At 69.5% G+C, this 16,411-nt stretch carries 18 protein-coding genes; 12 read left to right on the top strand and 6 right to left on the bottom strand.

What is annotated here, in order from left to right; genetic code table 11:
* Positions 1-231 precede the first annotated feature (231 nt).
* Positions 232-984: an RDD family protein gene (locus tag ACFWR9_RS24000; RefSeq protein ID WP_383845528.1), complete on the top strand. Its 753-nt coding sequence runs from the start codon at positions 232-234 to the stop codon at positions 982-984.
* A 30-nt stretch (positions 985-1,014) separates the two neighbouring features.
* On the opposite strand, the gene ACFWR9_RS23995 is transcribed toward ACFWR9_RS24000, so the two are convergent.
* Positions 1,015-1,305, bottom strand: coding sequence for a hypothetical protein (locus tag ACFWR9_RS23995; protein ID WP_383845526.1), 291 nt, complete (start codon positions 1,303-1,305; stop codon positions 1,015-1,017).
* A 422-nt stretch (positions 1,306-1,727) separates the two neighbouring features.
* On the opposite strand from ACFWR9_RS23995, the gene ACFWR9_RS23990 reads away from it, so the two are divergent.
* On the top strand, positions 1,728-4,079 hold the full coding sequence (locus tag ACFWR9_RS23990; RefSeq protein ID WP_383845524.1) for an immune inhibitor A domain-containing protein: 2,352 nt from the start codon (positions 1,728-1,730) through the stop codon (positions 4,077-4,079).
* 158 nt (positions 4,080-4,237) lie between these two features.
* Positions 4,238-4,579 (top strand): hypothetical protein, encoded by a 342-nt coding sequence (locus ACFWR9_RS23985; RefSeq protein WP_383845523.1) that lies wholly within the window; start codon positions 4,238-4,240, stop codon positions 4,577-4,579.
* Positions 4,580-4,625: 46 nt separating this feature from the next.
* Here ACFWR9_RS23985 and ACFWR9_RS23980 read toward each other — a convergent pair whose 3' ends face one another.
* Positions 4,626-5,213, bottom strand: coding sequence for a nicotinamidase (locus ACFWR9_RS23980; RefSeq protein WP_383845521.1), 588 nt, complete (start codon positions 5,211-5,213; stop codon positions 4,626-4,628).
* A gap of 115 nt (positions 5,214-5,328) precedes the next feature.
* Positions 5,329-6,678 (bottom strand): nicotinate phosphoribosyltransferase, encoded by a 1,350-nt coding sequence (locus tag ACFWR9_RS23975; protein ID WP_383845519.1) that lies wholly within the window; start codon positions 6,676-6,678, stop codon positions 5,329-5,331.
* A gap of 99 nt (positions 6,679-6,777) precedes the next feature.
* Here ACFWR9_RS23975 and clpS point away from each other — a divergent pair, with 99 nt between their 5' ends.
* The 7 genes from clpS (at position 6,778) to ACFWR9_RS23940 (ending at position 11,609) form a co-directional block, all read left to right on the top strand.
* Positions 6,778-7,095: an ATP-dependent Clp protease adapter ClpS gene (gene clpS, locus ACFWR9_RS23970; protein ID WP_122619849.1), complete on the top strand. Its 318-nt coding sequence runs from the start codon at positions 6,778-6,780 to the stop codon at positions 7,093-7,095.
* 41 nt (positions 7,096-7,136) lie between these two features.
* Positions 7,137-7,745: a DUF2017 domain-containing protein gene (locus tag ACFWR9_RS23965; protein WP_383845517.1), complete on the top strand. Its 609-nt coding sequence runs from the start codon at positions 7,137-7,139 to the stop codon at positions 7,743-7,745.
* Positions 7,746-8,096: 351 nt separating this feature from the next.
* Positions 8,097-9,524, top strand: coding sequence for an amino acid permease (locus ACFWR9_RS23960; protein WP_383845515.1), 1,428 nt, complete (start codon positions 8,097-8,099; stop codon positions 9,522-9,524).
* Between the two features lie 144 nt (positions 9,525-9,668).
* Positions 9,669-10,091, top strand: coding sequence for a Mov34/MPN/PAD-1 family protein (locus ACFWR9_RS23955; protein WP_383845513.1), 423 nt, complete (start codon positions 9,669-9,671; stop codon positions 10,089-10,091).
* 79 nt (positions 10,092-10,170) lie between these two features.
* Entirely contained in the window at positions 10,171-10,266 is a 96-nt protein-coding gene (locus ACFWR9_RS23950) for a putative leader peptide (protein ID WP_019065921.1), read from the top strand.
* A gap of 108 nt (positions 10,267-10,374) precedes the next feature.
* The gene (locus tag ACFWR9_RS23945; RefSeq protein WP_383845511.1) at positions 10,375-10,653 is read left to right on the top strand and encodes a MoaD/ThiS family protein; all 279 of its coding nucleotides are present in this window, start codon (positions 10,375-10,377) and stop codon (positions 10,651-10,653) included.
* A 5-nt stretch (positions 10,654-10,658) separates the two neighbouring features.
* Positions 10,659-11,609 carry a PLP-dependent cysteine synthase family protein gene (locus tag ACFWR9_RS23940; RefSeq protein WP_383845509.1) on the top strand — a complete coding sequence of 317 codons (951 nt, stop codon included), beginning with the start codon at positions 10,659-10,661 and terminating at the stop codon, positions 11,607-11,609.
* Between the two features lie 15 nt (positions 11,610-11,624).
* Here the strand turns inward: ACFWR9_RS23940 and ACFWR9_RS23935 are convergent, their stop codons facing one another.
* A complete protein-coding gene (locus tag ACFWR9_RS23935; protein WP_383845507.1) occupies positions 11,625-12,089 on the bottom strand; it encodes a type II toxin-antitoxin system PemK/MazF family toxin in 465 nt (154 codons plus the stop codon).
* A gap of 203 nt (positions 12,090-12,292) precedes the next feature.
* Between ACFWR9_RS23935 and ACFWR9_RS23930 the strand changes: the two genes are divergently transcribed.
* Positions 12,293-13,045 carry an MBL fold metallo-hydrolase gene (locus tag ACFWR9_RS23930; protein WP_383845505.1) on the top strand — a complete coding sequence of 251 codons (753 nt, stop codon included), beginning with the start codon at positions 12,293-12,295 and terminating at the stop codon, positions 13,043-13,045.
* 69 nt (positions 13,046-13,114) lie between these two features.
* On the opposite strand, the gene ACFWR9_RS23925 is transcribed toward ACFWR9_RS23930, so the two are convergent.
* A complete protein-coding gene (locus tag ACFWR9_RS23925; protein ID WP_383845503.1) occupies positions 13,115-14,365 on the bottom strand; it encodes a PTS transporter subunit EIIC in 1,251 nt (416 codons plus the stop codon).
* Between the two features lie 224 nt (positions 14,366-14,589).
* Positions 14,590-15,885 (bottom strand): PTS transporter subunit EIIC, encoded by a 1,296-nt coding sequence (locus ACFWR9_RS23920; RefSeq protein WP_383845501.1) that lies wholly within the window; start codon positions 15,883-15,885, stop codon positions 14,590-14,592.
* Between the two features lie 159 nt (positions 15,886-16,044).
* Between ACFWR9_RS23920 and ACFWR9_RS23915 the strand changes: the two genes are divergently transcribed.
* Positions 16,045-16,278: a glucose PTS transporter subunit EIIB gene (locus tag ACFWR9_RS23915; protein ID WP_003975905.1), complete on the top strand. Its 234-nt coding sequence runs from the start codon at positions 16,045-16,047 to the stop codon at positions 16,276-16,278.
* The last annotated feature ends 133 nt before the right edge of the window (positions 16,279-16,411 follow it).

The raw sequence follows: 16,411 nt of genomic DNA, 5'->3' as shown, positions 1-16,411 counted from the left end.
GCGCCCCCCCCGCCCGCTGTTGGTCGTGCCGCCCCCCGCCCCCCCCCCGGCGCCCCCGGGGCTGTACTGAATATGCGGCTCCGCCGCGTGGGCGCGAGCAACCACAATGCACCCGCACCCGCCGACGAACCCCTGGCCACCTCCCCCGATGGCGTCGGACCAGGCACCCTCGCTACTCCGGACGGCCGCTCGCCGGATGCGAGGAAAGAGAGTCCGAGTTCGACTCGGGACATGAGCAGCGAACCGCCCCCCGGATCCGGCGGGCAGCCGCCGGAAGACGACCCGTTCAGGAAACGTCCTCCGTCCCCCGGACCGGGCCCGGAGCCCGGGTCCGGCGAGGGAGGCCCGTACGGCACCCCACCCCCAGGCGGCACCCCACCCCCAGGCGGCACCCCGCCCCCCGGCGGCGGCGGCCCGTACGATGCGCCGCCCCCCGGCGGAGGCGGCCCCTACGGCGCCCCACCCCCCGGCGGCGGTGGCCCCTACGGCGGTGACCCGTACGGTGGCGGTGGCGCCCCGGGCGACCCGCTCGCCGGGATGCCCCCGCTCGCCGACAGCGGCCGCCGCACGCTCGCCCGGATCATCGACATGATCCTCGTGGGCATCGTGGTCTGGCTGCTCAGCTGGGCCTTCAACGTCCAGGAGTACACGGTGGACGGCGAGGACATCGAGGTCGGCAACTCCCTCTGGCAGTCCGTGATCGCCGCCGTGCTCTACATCGGCTACGACACCTTCCTGATCAGCAGGATGGGCCAGACCCTGGGCAAGAAGTGGCTCGGGATGCGGGTGGCCAACCTGGACAACGGAGCGACGCCCTCGGTGCAGACGTCGCTGATCCGTGCCCTGGTGCTGTGGATCCCGTTCGCGTTCTGCTGTGCCTGCGTCTGGACGGTCATCGCGGGCGGCTGGAGCTTCTTCGACCGGCCCTACAAGCAGGGCCTGCACGACAAGGCCGCCAAGACGGTCGTGGTCAGCACCGGCTGACCGCCCCGCTGACGGCCCGGCCGGCGGAGGCTATGCGGCGCGTCCGCGCGCCGACTCGCCCGCCCCCGCGGAGATCCGGGCCGCCGGCACCGGCGCCCGGCTCGCGGCGGGCCCGCGGGCCGCCACGGGGGACACGGTGCGCGTCCTGGGCTGGGGGACCGTCATGGCGACCAGCAGCCCGAGGGCGAGCGCCGCGACGGCGATGACGGCGACTCCGGGACCCGAACTCGTCCGTGACAGCAGCAGCATGGCGAGTGTCGAGAAGATCACGGTGCACGAACCGTAGGCGAACTGTGCGGCAGTCGGACGGGGCATGGCCATCGTGTCCTCGGAAGACGATCTTGGGGGTGAGACGGGCTGTGTCGGCCTGGCTGTCCGCCGGCTTCCGGGCGTTCCGCCAAGCGACTCTAACCCGCTGTGTGCCCGAGTGGAACCAGCAGTAAGCACGGCCTGACCGACATGGCCGATGCACGGGGGGCGCACGGATTCATGGCGTCCGGGAAGTGGACGGCGCCGCGCGCCCGTCGGAGGTGCCGGCGGCCTCGTCGGTCACGATCCGGTGTCCGCAAAACGAACGACGACTCCGCATAGTGCACTTGTTCTGCTCAAGTCAAGGTCTGTCTTTTCTGGTGAACCTCTAGTCAAATGTCGTCACTTGACTACACGCGTTGAGCACGTGTGCGCGGACTTTGCTCTGTCCTTGTCCCCCCATCCGCGCGCGTGAACGCGGGGGAGGAACTCAAGTGACCAGCAGATCCTGGACGTTCAGAACGGCGGCGACCACCGTCGCACTCGCCGCGGCCACCGCCACGCTTTCCGCGGCCGGCGTGGCCCAGGCGGACTCGCCGGCCCGGCCCGCGGCCGTGGACCGCCAAGACCCGCACCCGGAGAAGGGCGTGGACTCCCACGACCTCAAGGGCCCGATGAGCGACACGCAGGCCGCTCAGCGTGAGGAGGCCCTGAACCAGGTCATATCCGGCAAGACCTCGGTGAAGAAGAAGGACGGCTCCAACGTCGTCCAGCTCAAGAGCAAGAAGGGCGACAGCAAGTACGTCGAGCTGGGCCGGGAGAAGACCGACAAGATCTTCACCATCCTGGTCGAGTTCGGCGACAAGGTCGACAGCCGCTACGGCGGCGACGCAGGCCCGCTGCACAACCAGATAGCCAAGCCGGACCGCAAGACGGACAACTCCACCGCCTGGCAGGAGGACTACGACCAGCAGCACTTCCAGGACCTGTACTTCGGTTCCGGCAAGGGCGTCGACTCGGTCAAGACGTACTACGAGAAGCAGTCCTCGGGCCGCTACTCGGTCGAGGGCGAAGTCTCCGACTGGGTCAAGGTCCCCTACAACGAGGCGCGCTACGGCAACAACGCCTGCGGCGACACCAACTGCCCGAGCGTGTGGAACGTCGTCAGCGACGGCCTGAACGCCTGGGTCGAGCAGCAGAAGGCGGCCGGCCGCACCGACGCCCAGATCAAGGCGGACGCCGCCCGCTTCGACGAGTGGGACCGCTACGACTTCGACGGCGACGGCGACTTCAACGAGCCCGACGGCTACATCGACCACTTCCAGGTCGTGCACGCGGGCGAGGACGAGTCCGCGGGCGGCGGCGCCCAGGGCACCGACGCGATCTGGGCGCACCGCTGGTACGCCTTCGGCACCGACGCCGGCGCCACCGGCCCCGAGCAGAACAAGCTCGGCGGCTCGCAGATCGGCTCCACCGGCGTCTGGGTCGGCGACTACACGGTCCAGCCGGAGAACGGCGGACTCGGCGTCTACGCCCACGAGTACGGCCACGACCTCGGTCTGCCGGACCACTACGACACCGCCGGCGGCGACAACTCCACCGGCTTCTGGACGCTGATGTCGTCCGGCTCGTGGCTGGGCACCGGCCGCAGGGAGATCGGCGACCTGCCCGGCGACATGAACGCCTGGGACAAGCTCCAGCTGGGCTGGCTGACCTACGACACCGCCAAGGCGGGCGTCAACTCCTGGCACAAGCTGGGCCTGGCCGAGTACAACACCAAGCACAAGCAGGGCCTGGTCGTCGAGCTGCCGAAGAAGGCGGTCACCACCGAGATCGTCACTCCCGCCGAGGGCAAGACCCAGTGGTGGAGCGGCAGCGGTGACAACCTCAAGAACACGCTGAGCCGCAGTGTCGACCTCACCGGCAAGTCGTCCGCCGCCCTCACCCTGGACGGCTGGTACGACATCGAGGCCAACTACGACTACCTCTACACCGAGGTGTCCACCGACGGCGGCGCCAACTGGACCGCCGTCGACGGCACGTTCGACGGCCAGCCGATCCCGCGCGACGCCGCCGACAAGCCGGCCCTGCACGGCACGGTCGACGCCTACGGCAAGCTGGCCTACCCGCTGGACGCCTACGCCGGCAAGAAGATCGACCTCCGCTTCCGCTACCAGACCGACGGCGGCGTGGCCCAGAAGGGCTTCGCGGCCGACGCGATCACGGTGACGGCCGACGGGGAGGCGCTCTTCACCGACAACGCCGAGTCCGCGGACGCCGCGTGGACGGCCGACGGCTTCACCCGCAAGGGCGCGTCCTTCACCAAGGACTACGCGCAGTACTACATCGCCGAGAACCGGCAGTACGTGTCGTACGACAAGACGCTGAAGACCGGCCCGTACAACTTCGGCTTCTCGGAGCGCCCGAACTGGGTGGAGCACTACGCGTACCAGAACGGCCTGCTGATCTGGAAGTGGGACACCTCCCAGGCGGACAACAACACCAGCCAGCACCCGGGCTCCGGCCTGGTCCTGCCGGTCGACTCGCACCCGACCGCGCTGAAGTGGAAGGACGGCACCCTGATGCGCAACCGCATCCAGGCGTACGACTCGCCGTTCAGCCGCTACCGCACGGACGGCATGACGCTGCACCAGGCGGACACCGCGAAGTACATCCCGGGCTCGAAGGGCGTCTCGGTCTTCAACGACCGCAAGAGCGACTACTACGACCCGGCGAACCCCACCGGCGGCGTCAAGATCACTGACACCAACACGAAGATCAAGATCCTCAAGGAGGCCAAGAACGGCTCGACGATCGAGCTGGAAGTCGGCCCCGCAGGCAGGTAAATAGCATCTGCGCAGGTCAGAGCGTGTTCGGCGGTGACCCCCTGGCGGGTCACCGCCGATCCGTGTTTAGGTGCGTCCTGTGGTTCTCTTATTGACACCGGGCTCGACGCCCGGACCGACGCCCGGCCCGACACCGGCTGACAGGGGGGTATGACCGCATGGCCGCAGGAGGCTTCTGCAAGCTGCCGAACGGCACGGTGGTGGTGGCACTGAACCTGCCCAGCCCCGCCGGACCGGAGGGCAGCGTGCGCTTTCTCGTCCACGCCCGCAACCGGGCGCGCGCCCTGACCAGGCTGCGCAACCTGGGGCTGCGCGCGGTCTACCTGCGGGGCAACGCGGCCCCGCCGACCCCGGACGAGGTCACCGCGGTCCTGCACCACCCGGACGGCCTGATATGGCGCACGGCGCCGGTCGCCGGGGTGGCGGGCGGCCCGGACCTGGTCCAGGAGCTGTGGCATCCGATCCGCGCCCTGCTCAGACGCCCGACGGCCCAGACGTAGAGCCTGGGCGCGTCACGGTCCGGACCGAGGCCGTGACCGGGGCGGACTACTGGACGACCGGCTTCCCGGACAGCTCCACGCCCGCCCCCAGCAGCTCCTCCAGCGCCCGCTCGGTGCTCGCCCGGGCCACCCCGGCGGTCAGGTCGAGCAGCACCTGGGTGCGGAAGCCCTCGCGGGCGGCGTCCAGGGCGGTGGCCCGCACGCAGTGGTCGGTGGCGATGCCCACCACGTCGACCTCGTCGATCTCCCGGGTCCGCAGCCACTCGGCGAGCGTCGTGCCGTTCTCGTCGGCGCCCTCGAAGCCGCTGTAGGCCGCCGAGTACGCCCCCTTGTCGAAGACGGCGTCTATGGCGCCGGAGGCGACGGCCGGCGCGAAGTTCGGATGGAAGCCGACCCCCTCGGTGCCGGCGACGCAGTGCGCCGGCCAGGAGTGGACGTAGTCGGGGTTGTCGGCGAAGTGGCCGCCCGGCGCGATGTGGTGGTCGCGGGTGGCCACGACGTGGCGGTAGCCGGCGGGCGCCTGCCCGATCAGCTCGGTGATGGCGGCGGCCACGTCGGCACCGCCGGACACCGCGAGGCTGCCCCCCTCGCAGAAGTCGTTCTGCACGTCTACGACGATCAAGGCGCGGCGCATGGTCGGTGTCCTTCGACTGGGTCGATTGTGGGGTCGGTGGGGGGCGGGTGGGGATGTGGGGGACGGACGGAAGCGGTGGACGGGTGGTGCGGGCGCCTGACGGGCCGCACCAGCTTTAGTTACCCGAGCCCTCGTGCGCGTACTCCGTCGGAATGACGGGTTCCCCTCGGGAGAGCTGCGTAGCGGACAGCGGAAGGCCGGCGCGCGCGGCCGTGTGCCGGTCCCGGGCGGCGTCCAGCGGCTCGCGGGCGACGACCTCACCGCCCTTGACCAGCTCGACCAGGAGCTGCCGGCCGGCGAGGTCCGCGGGCACCGGCCCGGTGCCGATCACCTCGGCCTCCGCGTGGCCGTCGGCGTCCAGTCGCCGGGCGGCCCACTTGCGTCCGCCGATCGACGTCTTGCCGCCGGTGGACTTCTTGGCCACCGGCACCAGCGGCGCGCCGTCGCCGGCGCCGCCGGACTCGCGGGCGACCAGCTTGTAGACCATCGAGGCCGTCGGGTGCCCGGACCCGGTCACCAGCTGGGTGCCGACGCCGTACGCGTCCACGGGCGCCGCCGCCAGCGAGGCGATGGCGTACTCGTCCAGGTCCGAGGTCACGACGATCTTCGTCCGGGTGGCGCCCAGCTCGTCCAGCTGCTGCCGCACCCGGTGCGCGACCAGCAGCAGGTCGCCGGAGTCGATCCGCACGGCGCCCAGCTCGGGCCCGGCCACCTCCACGGCCGTACGGACGGCCTCGGCGACGTCGTAGGTGTCCACGAGGAGCGTGGTGTCCCGGCCGAGGGCGTCGACCTGGGCCCGGAAGGCGTCGCGCTCGTTGTCGTGCAGCAGGGTGAAGGCGTGCGCCGAGGTGCCGACGGTGGGGATGTTGTAGCGGAAGCCGGCGGCCAGGTCGGAGGTGGTGGCGAAGCCGCCGACGTAGGCGGAGCGGGCGGCGGCGACCGCGGCCAGCTCGTGGGTGCGGCGGGCGCCCATCTCGATCAGCGGGCGGTCCCCGGCGGCCGAGGACATCCGGGAGGCGGCGGCGGCGATCGCCGAGTCGTGGTTCAGGATGGAGAGGATCACCGTCTCCAGGAGCACGCACTCGCCGAAGCTCCCCTCGACCCGCATGATCGGCGAGCCCGGGAAGTACACCTCGCCCTCGGGGTAGCCCCAGATGTCGCCGCTGAAGCGGTACTGGGCGAGCCAGTCCAGCGTCTGCTCGTCGACGATGTCCTTCTCGCGCAGGAAGCGCAGGACGTCCGCGTCGAAGCGGAAGTTCTCCACCGCGTCCAGAACCCGCCCGGTGCCCGCCACGACGCCGTAGCGGCGCCCGTCCGGCAGCCGGCGGGTGAAGACCTCGAACACGCTCCGCCGCCCGGCCGTGCCCGCCTTCAGGGCGGCCCGCAGCATGGTCAGCTCGTACTGGTCGGTGAAGAGCGCCGTGGACGGAACGTCGACCGGCAGCCCAAGGTCCGCTGTGTTCATACGCCGGATCGTACCCCCATTTCGTCACTCTGACGATTTCTGTTCGGGTGGCGCCGGCCACAGGCCCCGTTTGTGCGGGTGCCCCCCTGTGGTGGCAGCATGGGCCCTGTGACGGCAGCCGCACCCATGGAGATCGAGAAGACCGAATCGGCGGAGGAGGTCTTCGCCGTACCCGAACCCGACGTGCCCTGGGTGACGATCGTGCACAACGACCCCGTCAACCTCATGAGCTACGTGACGTACGTCTTCCAGTCGTACTTTGGCTACTCCAAGGACAAGGCCACCAAGCTGATGATGGATGTCCACCACAAGGGCCGGGCGGTCGTCTCCGCCGGCTCGCGCGAGGAGATGGAGCGGGACGTCCAGGCCATGCACGGCTACGGCCTGTGGGCCACCCTCCAGCAGGACCGGAAATGACCCACGCCCGCCCGCAGGACGGAAGTAGCTGAATCGCCGCCATGTCAGGACAGTTCGAACCGCTCCCCGGCGGCGGCGCGGCCGTCGCCCTCGACGACGTCGAGATCTCCATCATCCGCTCGCTGGCCGTACAGCTCCTGGAGCTGGTCGGCCCCGGCCCCGCCGAGGGCGCCTCCGACGACCCGCTCGCCGAGCTGTTCGCCGAGGGCCCGAGCGAGCCGCCGGCCGACCCGGTGCTGCGCCGCCTGTTCCCGGACGCCTACGGCGACCCGGAGGGCGCCCCGCAGGCCCGGGAGGCCGAGGAGCAGCGGGCGTCGTCCGCCGAGTTCCGCCGGTACACCGAGAACGACCTGCGGGCCGCCAAGCGGGAGACCGCGCTCGCCGTGATCCGCGCGCTGGACGCCGTGACGTCCCGGTCGGCCGGCAAGGACGCGGCGGTGCTGAAGCTGTCGGCGCAGGAGTCCCGGCAGTGGCTGGGCGCCCTGAACGACCTGCGTCTCGCGATCGGCTCCCGGCTGGAGATCGCCGACGAGGACGACACCGACCTGCTCTACCGGCTCCCGGACGAGGACCCGCGCAAGCCGATGGTGATGGCGTATCTCTGGCTCGGCGGGCTCCAGGAGTCGCTCGTCGCGACCCTTATGCCCTGAACGCGCTGGTTCGGTCACCCTCCGTGTCCGCTCAGCGGAGCCTCAAATCCGGATAACGATCGAGTCAAAGCCGCGCCCTTTTTTGCACCCCCGGGGTGCCTTTTGTCCGCTTCTACCTGTGTGACACGTCACAGAGCGCCCCTGTGATCTACGCCGCCGTCGTGGTAAATCTTCACGACCGCCCGGCGAACACCACCCGAATGTTCGTCCGGGTGCGCCACCGAGCCGGCGACCGCCGGCCAGGCACCGAGCGGGACGTGAGGCCCGCTCAGCTCCATCATCCGGGGGGATCGCGACCCGATCCGAGACCGACCAAAGGTCCGGATCGGCATGGAGAAAGGCGCATCACACATGACCTCTGCGCAGGTCGACACGGAGAAGGCACCGGAAGAGGGCTACGAGCGCGGACTCAACAGCCGCCAGGTCCAGATGATCGCGATCGGCGGCGCCATCGGCGTCGGTCTCTTCCTGGGCGCCGGGGCGAACATCGCCAAGGCCGGCCCCAGCATCATCCTCATGTACGCCCTCGCGGGCGTGATCATCTTCTTCATCATGCGGGCGCTCGGCGAGCTCCTGCTCTACCGTCCCGTCTCCGGCTCCTTCGCCGAGTACTCGCGCGAGTTCCTCGGCCCCTTCTTCGGTTACTTCACCGGCTGGACCTACTGGCTGATGTGGATCGTCACCGGCATGGCGGAACTCACCGCCGCCGCCATCTACATCAACTACTGGTTCCCGCAAATCCCGCAATGGGTGTCGGCCCTGGTCTTCCTGGTGCTGCTGTTCGTGGCCAACCTGATCTCGGTGAAGCTCTTCGGCGAGATCGAGTTCTGGTTCTCGATGGTCAAGGTCACCGCCATCATCGGCATGATCGTGATCGGCATCGGCGTGCTCACCCTCGGCTTCAGCCAGGCCGGCGACACCGCCGCCGTCTCCAACCTGTGGGCCTTCGACGGCTTCTTCCCCAAGGGCATCGGCTCCTCCCTGATGACCCTCCAGGGCGTGATGTTCGCCTACCTCGCCGTCGAGCTGGTCGGCGTCACCGCAGGCGAGTCCGAGAACCCGGAGAAGACCCTCCCCAAGGCGATCAACACCCTGCCCTGTCGCATCGCGCTCTTCTACGTCGGCGCCCTCACCGTCATCCTGGCGGTGGTCAAGTGGACCCAGTTCGCCGAGGGCGTCAGCCCCTTCGTGGAGGCGTTCACGGTCATCGGCATCCCGGCCGGCGCCGGCATCGTCAACTTCGTCGTGCTCACCGCCGCCCTGTCGTCCTGCAACTCCGGCATGTACTCGACGGGCCGCATGCTGCGCAACCTCGCGGACAAGGGCGAGGCCCCCAAGTTCTTCACCAGGCTGTCGTCGACCAAGACGCCGGCTCTGGGCGTCGGCATCTCGGCGATCTTCATGGGCATCGGCGTGGTGCTGAACTACACCGTCCCGGAGAAGGCCTTCGGCTACGTCACCTCCATCGCCACCGCGGCCGGCATCTGGACCTGGCTGATGATCCTGATCAGTCACGTCCTGTACCGCCGCAAGGTCGTCGCGGGCCGCCTGCCCGCCTCCTCCTTCCCGGCCCCGGGCGGCTCGGTCTGCTCCTACATCGCCATCGCCTTCCTGCTCTTCGTCACCTGCCTCATCGCCTACGACGCAGACGCCCGCGTCTGTCTGTACGTGATGGCCGGCTGGGCCGCCGCCCTCGGCATCGGCTGGGCCGTGCTCAAGAGCCGCAACCCGCAGATCACCGAGCGGCACGGCGAGCCGGACCTGGAGAAGATCGGCTGACCAGCGCGTTCGCGCGCATCGCGGACGTCCGGCCGCACGGGGTGCTCGTGGCACCCGGCACGGCCACCGCTCAGGATGTCCGGCATACGGGCCGGTCCGTACCACCCCTCGGTACGGATCGGTCCTTCTGCTTATCCTGGCCGCATGCTGACCATCACCCAGGCCCTGTACGACCAGATCGTCGCCCACGCGCGCGAGGACCACCCCGACGAGGCGTGCGGCGTGGTGGCCGGTCCCGAGGGCGAGGGCCGCCCCGAGCGGTTCATCCCGATGCTGAACGCGGCCCGCTCGCCCACGTTCTACGAGTTCGACTCGCAGGACCTGCTCAAGCTCTACCGCGAGATGGACGACCGCGACGAGGAGCCGGCGGTCATCTACCACTCGCACACCGCCACCGAGGCCTACCCCTCCCGCACCGACCTCAGCTACGCGGGCGAGCCCGGCGCGCACTACGTCCTGGTCTCCACGGCGGACACCGACGGCGCCGGTGACTTCCAGTTCCGTTCGTTCCGGATCGTGGCGGGAGAGGTCACGGAGGAGGAGGTCAAGGTCGTGGAGACGTACTGATATCGCATGGCGGACGAAAACCGTCCACGATGCGATATCACACTCCGGAAGCCGGACCGGGAATCGATACGATGAGCCCATGGTTCTTCTCGACGTGAGCGACAAGGCGCCGGGCACGCTGCTCGTGGCGCGGCTGCACGTCGACCTGTGCAGGCTGAACAGCGCCATCTGTTGATCTTCCGCCGCCGCCGTACGGCTGTCCGGCCGTGCGCCGCGGCGCGCCGACGTGTGCCGCCGCGTGCCCTCCGAACCCACCACGAACTTCCGACAGGAGCCCTCAGCCATGGCCATCGAGGTCCGCATCCCGACCATCCTCCGCCAGTACACCGACGGTCAGAAGGCGGTGGAGGGCAACGGGGACACCCTCGCCAAGCTCTTCGCCGACCTCGAGACCCGGCACCCGGGCATTCAGGCCCGCATTGTGGACGGCGAGCAGCTGCGCCGTTTCGTCAACGTCTACCTGAACGACGAGGACGTCCGCTTCCTGGACGGCATCGACACCAAGCTCAGCGACGGCGACAGCATCACGATCCTGCCGGCCGTCGCCGGCGGTATGGCCTGATCGGGATGCGGTACGACTCCCCGCTGGCGGCGGTGGGCAACACCCCTCTGGTGTGCCTGCCGCGGCTCTCGCCGTCCGACGACGTCCGCATCTGGGCCAAGCTGGAGGACCGCAACCCGACCGGCTCCATCAAGGACCGCCCCGCGCTGCACATGATCGAGCAGGCGGAGAAGGACGGCCGCCTCACCCCGGGCTGCACCATCCTGGAGCCGACCAGCGGGAACACCGGCATCTCCCTGGCCATGGCGGCCAGGCTCAAGGGCTACCGCATCGTCTGCGTGATGCCCGAGAACACCTCGCAGGAGCGCCGGGACCTGCTCGCCATGTGGGGCGCGGAGATCATCTCCTCGCCGGCCGCGGGCGGCTCCAACACCGCCGTACGGGTCGCGAAGGAACTCTCCGCCGAGCACCCGGACTGGGTGATGCTCTACCAGTACGGCAACCCGGACAACGCGGGCGCCCACTACGCCGGCACCGGTCCCGAGATCCTGGCCGACCTCCCGTCCGTCACCCACTTCGTGGCCGGCCTCGGCACCACCGGCACCCTCATGGGCGTCGGCCGCTACCTGCGCGAGCACAAGCCGGACATCAAGATCGTCGCCGCCGAGCCGCGCTACGACGACCTCGTGTACGGCCTGCGCAACCTCGACGAGGGCTTCGTACCCGAGCTGTACGACGCCTCCGTGCTCACCTCCCGCTTCTCGGTGGGCTCCGCCGACGCGGTCACCCGCACCCGGGAACTCCTCCAGCAGGAGGGCATCTTCGCGGGTGTCTCCACCGGCGCCGCGCTGCACGCCGCGATCGGCGTGGGCAAGAAGGCGGTGAAGGCCGGCGAGAGCGCGGACATCGTGTTCGTCGTCGCCGACGGCGGCTGGAAGTACCTCTCCACCGGCGTCTACACGGCGGCCACCACCGAAGCGGCCATCGAGACCCTCCAGGGCCAGCTCTGGGCCTGACCGGCGGCTGAGGCTCTACGGCGCGAGGTGACGGACCTGGTCCCACAGGACCGGGTCCACCACACCCACCCGGCGCCGGAAGTCAGCCACGGGCACCTCACGCAGCTCGTCGGTCTCCAGGAAACTCGTCCGGCCCCGCGCGTCCCCGACCGAGCCCGGCGGCAACGCGATCACCCCGGACCGCCCGTCCCGGTGCCGCGTGGTGATCTTCGCGACCAGCACCCGCCGCCCCCGCACCGAGATCACCAGGCACGGCCGGTCCTTGGCACCGGCGGTGTCCTCGTACGGCACGTTCGCCCACCAGATCTCCGCGGGCCGCGGACGAGTGGACCGGGCCCGGGGACCCGCGGGGCGTCCCGGCGGCCGCCGGCTGCCGCCCGGCCGGGGCGGGCGCCGCCCCCGGCCCCAGCCGTCGACGACCGTGGCGACGAGCGCGAGCAGTACCACCGCCGCGAGGGCGAGCCACCAGGACGTGTGCATACCGAGACGGTACCGGCGCGCACTCTCCGCGCGCGCCCCATCAATGCCCCCACGCGCCCCGGTTCCAGCCGAACCGGTGACACCGCAGGTGAGTTCGCCCACAACGCACCCTGGTGGAGGAGCGACCCGGGGTTTTGCGCCTTACGCTCGAAGAACCGCACGACCCCCGTCTCTCCACACGCGCCAGCGGAGGTTTCTGCTTCATGAAGCTCACCGTCGTCGGCTGCTCGGGGTCGTTCCCGTCCGCGGAATCGGCCTGCTCGAGCTACCTCGTCGAGGCCGACGGCTTCCGGCTGCTTCTCGACATGGGCAACGGTGCCCTCGGCGAGCTGCAGCGCCACTGCGGTCTCTACGACCTCGACGCGATCTTCCTCAGCCACCTGCACTCCGACCACTGCATCGACATGTGCGCCTACTTCGTGGCGCGCTACTACCGGCACGACGGCGGCCGCTGCGGCCCCCTCCCGGTCTACGGACCCGAGGGCACCGAGCACCGGCTCACCACCGCCTACGGCGACACCCCCTCGGCCTCGTCGATGAGCGAGGTGTTCGACTTCCACACGGTCAAGCCGTCCACGTTCGAGGTCGGCCCGTTCACCGTGCACACCGAGCGGGTCGCCCACCCCGTGGAGGCCTACGCCATCCGCGTCGAGCACGGCGGCCGCTCGCTCACCTACTCCGGCGACACGGGCGTCACCGCCACGCTGGACGAACTCGCCCGGGACACCGACCTGTTCCTCTGCGAAGCCGCCTTCACGCACGGCAAGGAGAACATCCCCGACCTGCACCTCAACGGCCGCGAGGCCGGCGAGACCGCCGCCCGCGCCGGCGCCCGCCGCCTGGTGCTCACCCACATCCCCCCGTGGACCGACCCCCGGGTCAACCTGGCCGACGCGCGCGAGGTCTACGACGGGGCGGTGGAGGTCGCGGCGACGGGCGCGGTGTACGAGGTCTAGCCCCGCCCGCGGACGTACGAAAAGGCCCCGGAACCTTCCGGGGCCTTCGTCATGCCGTACGGCGGGGACTCACGCCTTCGTGAGGTCCTCGACCTCCTCCTCGGGCTCGCGGCCCGGGGTCTTCAGGTCGAACTTGACGATCGCGAAACGGAACGTCACGTAGTAGATCGCCGCGAAAACCAGACCGATCGGGATGATCAGCCATGGCTTGGTCGCCAGGTGCCAGTTCAGGGCGTAGTCGATGGCACCGGCCGAGAAGTTGAAGCCCGCGTGCACACCCAGGCCCCAGGTGACCGCCATGGATATCGCGGTGAGCACCGCGTGCAGCACGTACAGGACCGGCGCGATGAACATGAACGAGAACTCGATCGGCTCGGTCACACCCGTGACGAACGAGGTCAGCGCGAGCGAGACCATCATGCCGAGGACGGCCTTGCGGCGCTCCGGGCGCGCGGTGTGCGCGATGGCGATCGCGGCGGCCGGCAGACCGAACATCATGATCGGGAAGAAGCCCGACTGGAAGATGCCGGCGGACGGGTCACCGGCCAGGAAGCGCGTGATGTCGCCGTGCACGACCTCACCGGCGGAGTTGGTGAAATCGCCGAGCTGGAACCAGGCCACCGTGTTCACGAACTGGTGCATGCCGACCGGGATCAGCGCCCGGTTCACGCCGCCGAACAGGGCCGCGCCACCCGCGCCGAGACCCGTCATCCACTCGCCGAAGTTGGAGATGCCGGTGCCGATGGGCTCCCAGACCAGACCGAAGAAGACACCGACCACGATGCCGACGAACGCCATGATGATCGGCACCAGCCGGCGCCCGTTGAAGAAGCCGAGCCAGTCCACCAGCCTGGTGCGGTGGAACCGCTGCCACAGCACGGCGGCGAGCAGACCCATGATGATGCCGCCGAGGACACCCGGGTCGTTGTACGTCGCCGCGACGTCCTCGCCCTTCTTGACCACCGCCTCGGTGACCGGGAACGCCTCCAGGACCTTGCTGTAGACGAGGAAGCCGACCACCGCGGCCAGGGCCGTTGAGCCGTCCGCCTTCTTGGCGAACCCGATGGCCACGCCGATGCAGAACAGGATCGGCAGCGATCCGGTCAGGGCACCGCCGGCGTTGTTGAAGACCGCGGCGACCCGGTCCCAGCCGAGGCCGTCCTTGCCGAAGATGTCGTCCTGGCCGAGCCGGACCATGATGCCCGCCGCCGGCAGCACGGCGATCGGGAGCTGCAGGCTGCGGCCGACCTTCTGCAGACCCTGGAAAAGACCAGATCCCCGCTTCTTTGCGGGGGCCGCCTTGTCAGTGGCGGTGCTCATACTTCCTCCATCGGGTGGTGGTCTACACCACTCAGTGGTGTAGACCTGTTGTACACGATGAAGGCCGCGTAAGGAACCCGCGATTCCGCGATCGGAGTGCTACGCGCAGTGCCGGATCAAGACCCCAGCTCAGACGCGTACGAGGGCGCGCCGAAGGCCCCCGGACGGCAGTCCGAGGGCCTTCGAGAGACCATGTGCAAAGGGTACGTGAGGGTGCGTGAGGTCTACACCTTCGTGACGTCCTCCACCTCGTCCTCCGGCTCCCGCCCCGGGGTCTTCAGGTCGAACTTTGTGATCGCGAACCGGAAGACCACGTAATACACCACGGCGAAGCACAGCCCGATCGGGATGATCAGCCACGGCCTGGTCGCCAGGTTCCAGTTGATGACGTAGTCGATCAGCCCCGCCGAGAAGCTGAACCCGTCCTTGACGCCCAGCGCCCACGTCACCGCCATCGACACACCCGTCAGCACCGCGTGCACCGCGTACAGCAGCGGCGCGATGAAGAGGAACGAGTACTCCAGCGGCTCCGTGATCCCCGTCACGAACGACGTCAGCGCCACCGACAGCATCAGACCCCCGACCTCCTTGCGCCGGTGCGGCTTCGCGCAGTGCGTGATCGCCAGCGCCGCCGCCGGCAGCGCGAACATCATGATCGGGAAGAAGCCCGTGGTGAACTGGCCCGCGGTCGGATCACCCGCCAGGAACATGTTGACGTCACCGTGCACCACCGTGCCGTCCGGCTTCGTGTACGAGCCGAACTGGAACCACATCGGCACGTTCAGGAACTGGTGCAGGCCGATCACCAGCAACGCCCGGTTCGCGACCCCGAAGATGCCCGAACCCCACGCGCCCAGTCCGTTCAGCCAGTCACTGAAACTCTCCAGCGCGTCACCGATCGGCGGCCACACCCACAGACACAGCGCCGCGAACGCGATCGCCACGAACGCCATGATGATCGGCACCAGCCGGCGCCCGTTGAAGAAGCCGAGCCAGTCCACCAGCTTCGTACGGTGAAAGCGCTGCCAGAAGTAGGCCGTCAGCAGCCCCATCACGATGCCGCCGAAGACCCCCGGATTCTGGAAGGTCAACGCCGTCACCGTCTCCGACCCGTCCGTCAGCCGGCACCCGATCTGCGGGACGACCTCCGACCCCTCCGGACAGTCCACCGGGAACTGCCGCAGCACGTTGAAGTAGACGAGGAACCCCGCCACCGCAGCCAGCGCCGTCGAACCGTCCGCCTTCCTCGCCATCCCGATGGCCACGCCCACACAGAACAGCAGCGGCAGCCCCAGCGAACCGTCGAGCAGCGCGCCGCCCGCGCCGGTCATCACCTTCGAGACGTTCGACCAGCCGAGACCGTCGTCCCCGAAGACGTCCGGCTGCCCGAGCCGGTTGAGAATGCCGGCGGCGGGCAGGACCGCGATGGGCAACTGAAGACTGCGTCCCATCTTCTGCAGGCCCTGGAACGCCTTGTTCCAACGGGCGCGAGCGGGACTGACCGCGCTGTCGGCACTCATCCGGTCTCCATCCGGTCGCCGGTACACTGGTGTAGACCAGTTGGCAGACGGCTGCGTCGCCGTGACGCCATCATTCGGTACCCACCGCACGGGTGGCTCGCGAAGATGGGCCAACTGTGGGTTACTGCGACAAAGCGGTTCGGATCAGGGAGAAGGAACATGGCCAGCAAGGCTGAGAAGATCGTCGCCGGCCTCGGCGGCATCGACAACATCGACGAGATCGAGGGCTGCATCACCCGCCTCCGCACCGAGGTCAACGACCCCGCACTGGTCAACGAAGCCGCCCTGAAGGCCGCGGGCGCCCACGGCGTCGTCAAGATGGGCACCGCCATCCAGGTCGTCATCGGCACCGACGCCGACCCGATCGCCGCGGAAATCGAAGACATGATGTGACCCGACCCATCGGGTCCACCGGCAAGGGGGCGTGTACGGGGCGGCGGTTTCACTTGGGGGAATTCGCCCTACGGGATGGGCCGGCGGCGGGGCGTTATGTGAGGCCGCTTTTAAGCAAGGTAGGGCCGCACCC

This window comes from Streptomyces sp. NPDC058534, assembly GCF_042717365.1.
GTDB lineage: Bacteria > Actinomycetota > Actinomycetes > Streptomycetales > Streptomycetaceae > Streptomyces.
This window is presented reverse-complemented; position numbering and strand designations above follow the sequence as displayed.

Coding starts and splice junctions, on each gene's coding strand:
- ACFWR9_RS24000 (WP_383845528.1), top strand. CDS start 232: ATGAGCAGCGAACCGCCCCCCGGATCCGGCGGGCAGCCGCCGGAAGAC.
- ACFWR9_RS23995 (WP_383845526.1), bottom strand. CDS start 1,305: ATGGCCATGCCCCGTCCGACTGCCGCACAGTTCGCCTACGGTTCGTGC.
- ACFWR9_RS23985 (WP_383845523.1), top strand. CDS start 4,238: ATGGCCGCAGGAGGCTTCTGCAAGCTGCCGAACGGCACGGTGGTGGTG.
- ACFWR9_RS23980 (WP_383845521.1), bottom strand. CDS start 5,213: ATGCGCCGCGCCTTGATCGTCGTAGACGTGCAGAACGACTTCTGCGAG.
- ACFWR9_RS23975 (WP_383845519.1), bottom strand. CDS start 6,678: ATGAACACAGCGGACCTTGGGCTGCCGGTCGACGTTCCGTCCACGGCG.
- clpS (WP_122619849.1), top strand. CDS start 6,778: ATGGGCCCTGTGACGGCAGCCGCACCCATGGAGATCGAGAAGACCGAA.
- ACFWR9_RS23965 (WP_383845517.1), top strand. CDS start 7,137: ATGTCAGGACAGTTCGAACCGCTCCCCGGCGGCGGCGCGGCCGTCGCC.
- ACFWR9_RS23960 (WP_383845515.1), top strand. CDS start 8,097: ATGACCTCTGCGCAGGTCGACACGGAGAAGGCACCGGAAGAGGGCTAC.
- ACFWR9_RS23955 (WP_383845513.1), top strand. CDS start 9,669: ATGCTGACCATCACCCAGGCCCTGTACGACCAGATCGTCGCCCACGCG.
- ACFWR9_RS23950 (WP_019065921.1), top strand. CDS start 10,171: ATGGTTCTTCTCGACGTGAGCGACAAGGCGCCGGGCACGCTGCTCGTG.
- ACFWR9_RS23945 (WP_383845511.1), top strand. CDS start 10,375: ATGGCCATCGAGGTCCGCATCCCGACCATCCTCCGCCAGTACACCGAC.
- ACFWR9_RS23940 (WP_383845509.1), top strand. CDS start 10,659: ATGCGGTACGACTCCCCGCTGGCGGCGGTGGGCAACACCCCTCTGGTG.
- ACFWR9_RS23935 (WP_383845507.1), bottom strand. CDS start 12,089: ATGCACACGTCCTGGTGGCTCGCCCTCGCGGCGGTGGTACTGCTCGCG.
- ACFWR9_RS23930 (WP_383845505.1), top strand. CDS start 12,293: ATGAAGCTCACCGTCGTCGGCTGCTCGGGGTCGTTCCCGTCCGCGGAA.
- ACFWR9_RS23925 (WP_383845503.1), bottom strand. CDS start 14,365: ATGAGCACCGCCACTGACAAGGCGGCCCCCGCAAAGAAGCGGGGATCT.
- ACFWR9_RS23920 (WP_383845501.1), bottom strand. CDS start 15,885: ATGAGTGCCGACAGCGCGGTCAGTCCCGCTCGCGCCCGTTGGAACAAG.
- ACFWR9_RS23915 (WP_003975905.1), top strand. CDS start 16,045: ATGGCCAGCAAGGCTGAGAAGATCGTCGCCGGCCTCGGCGGCATCGAC.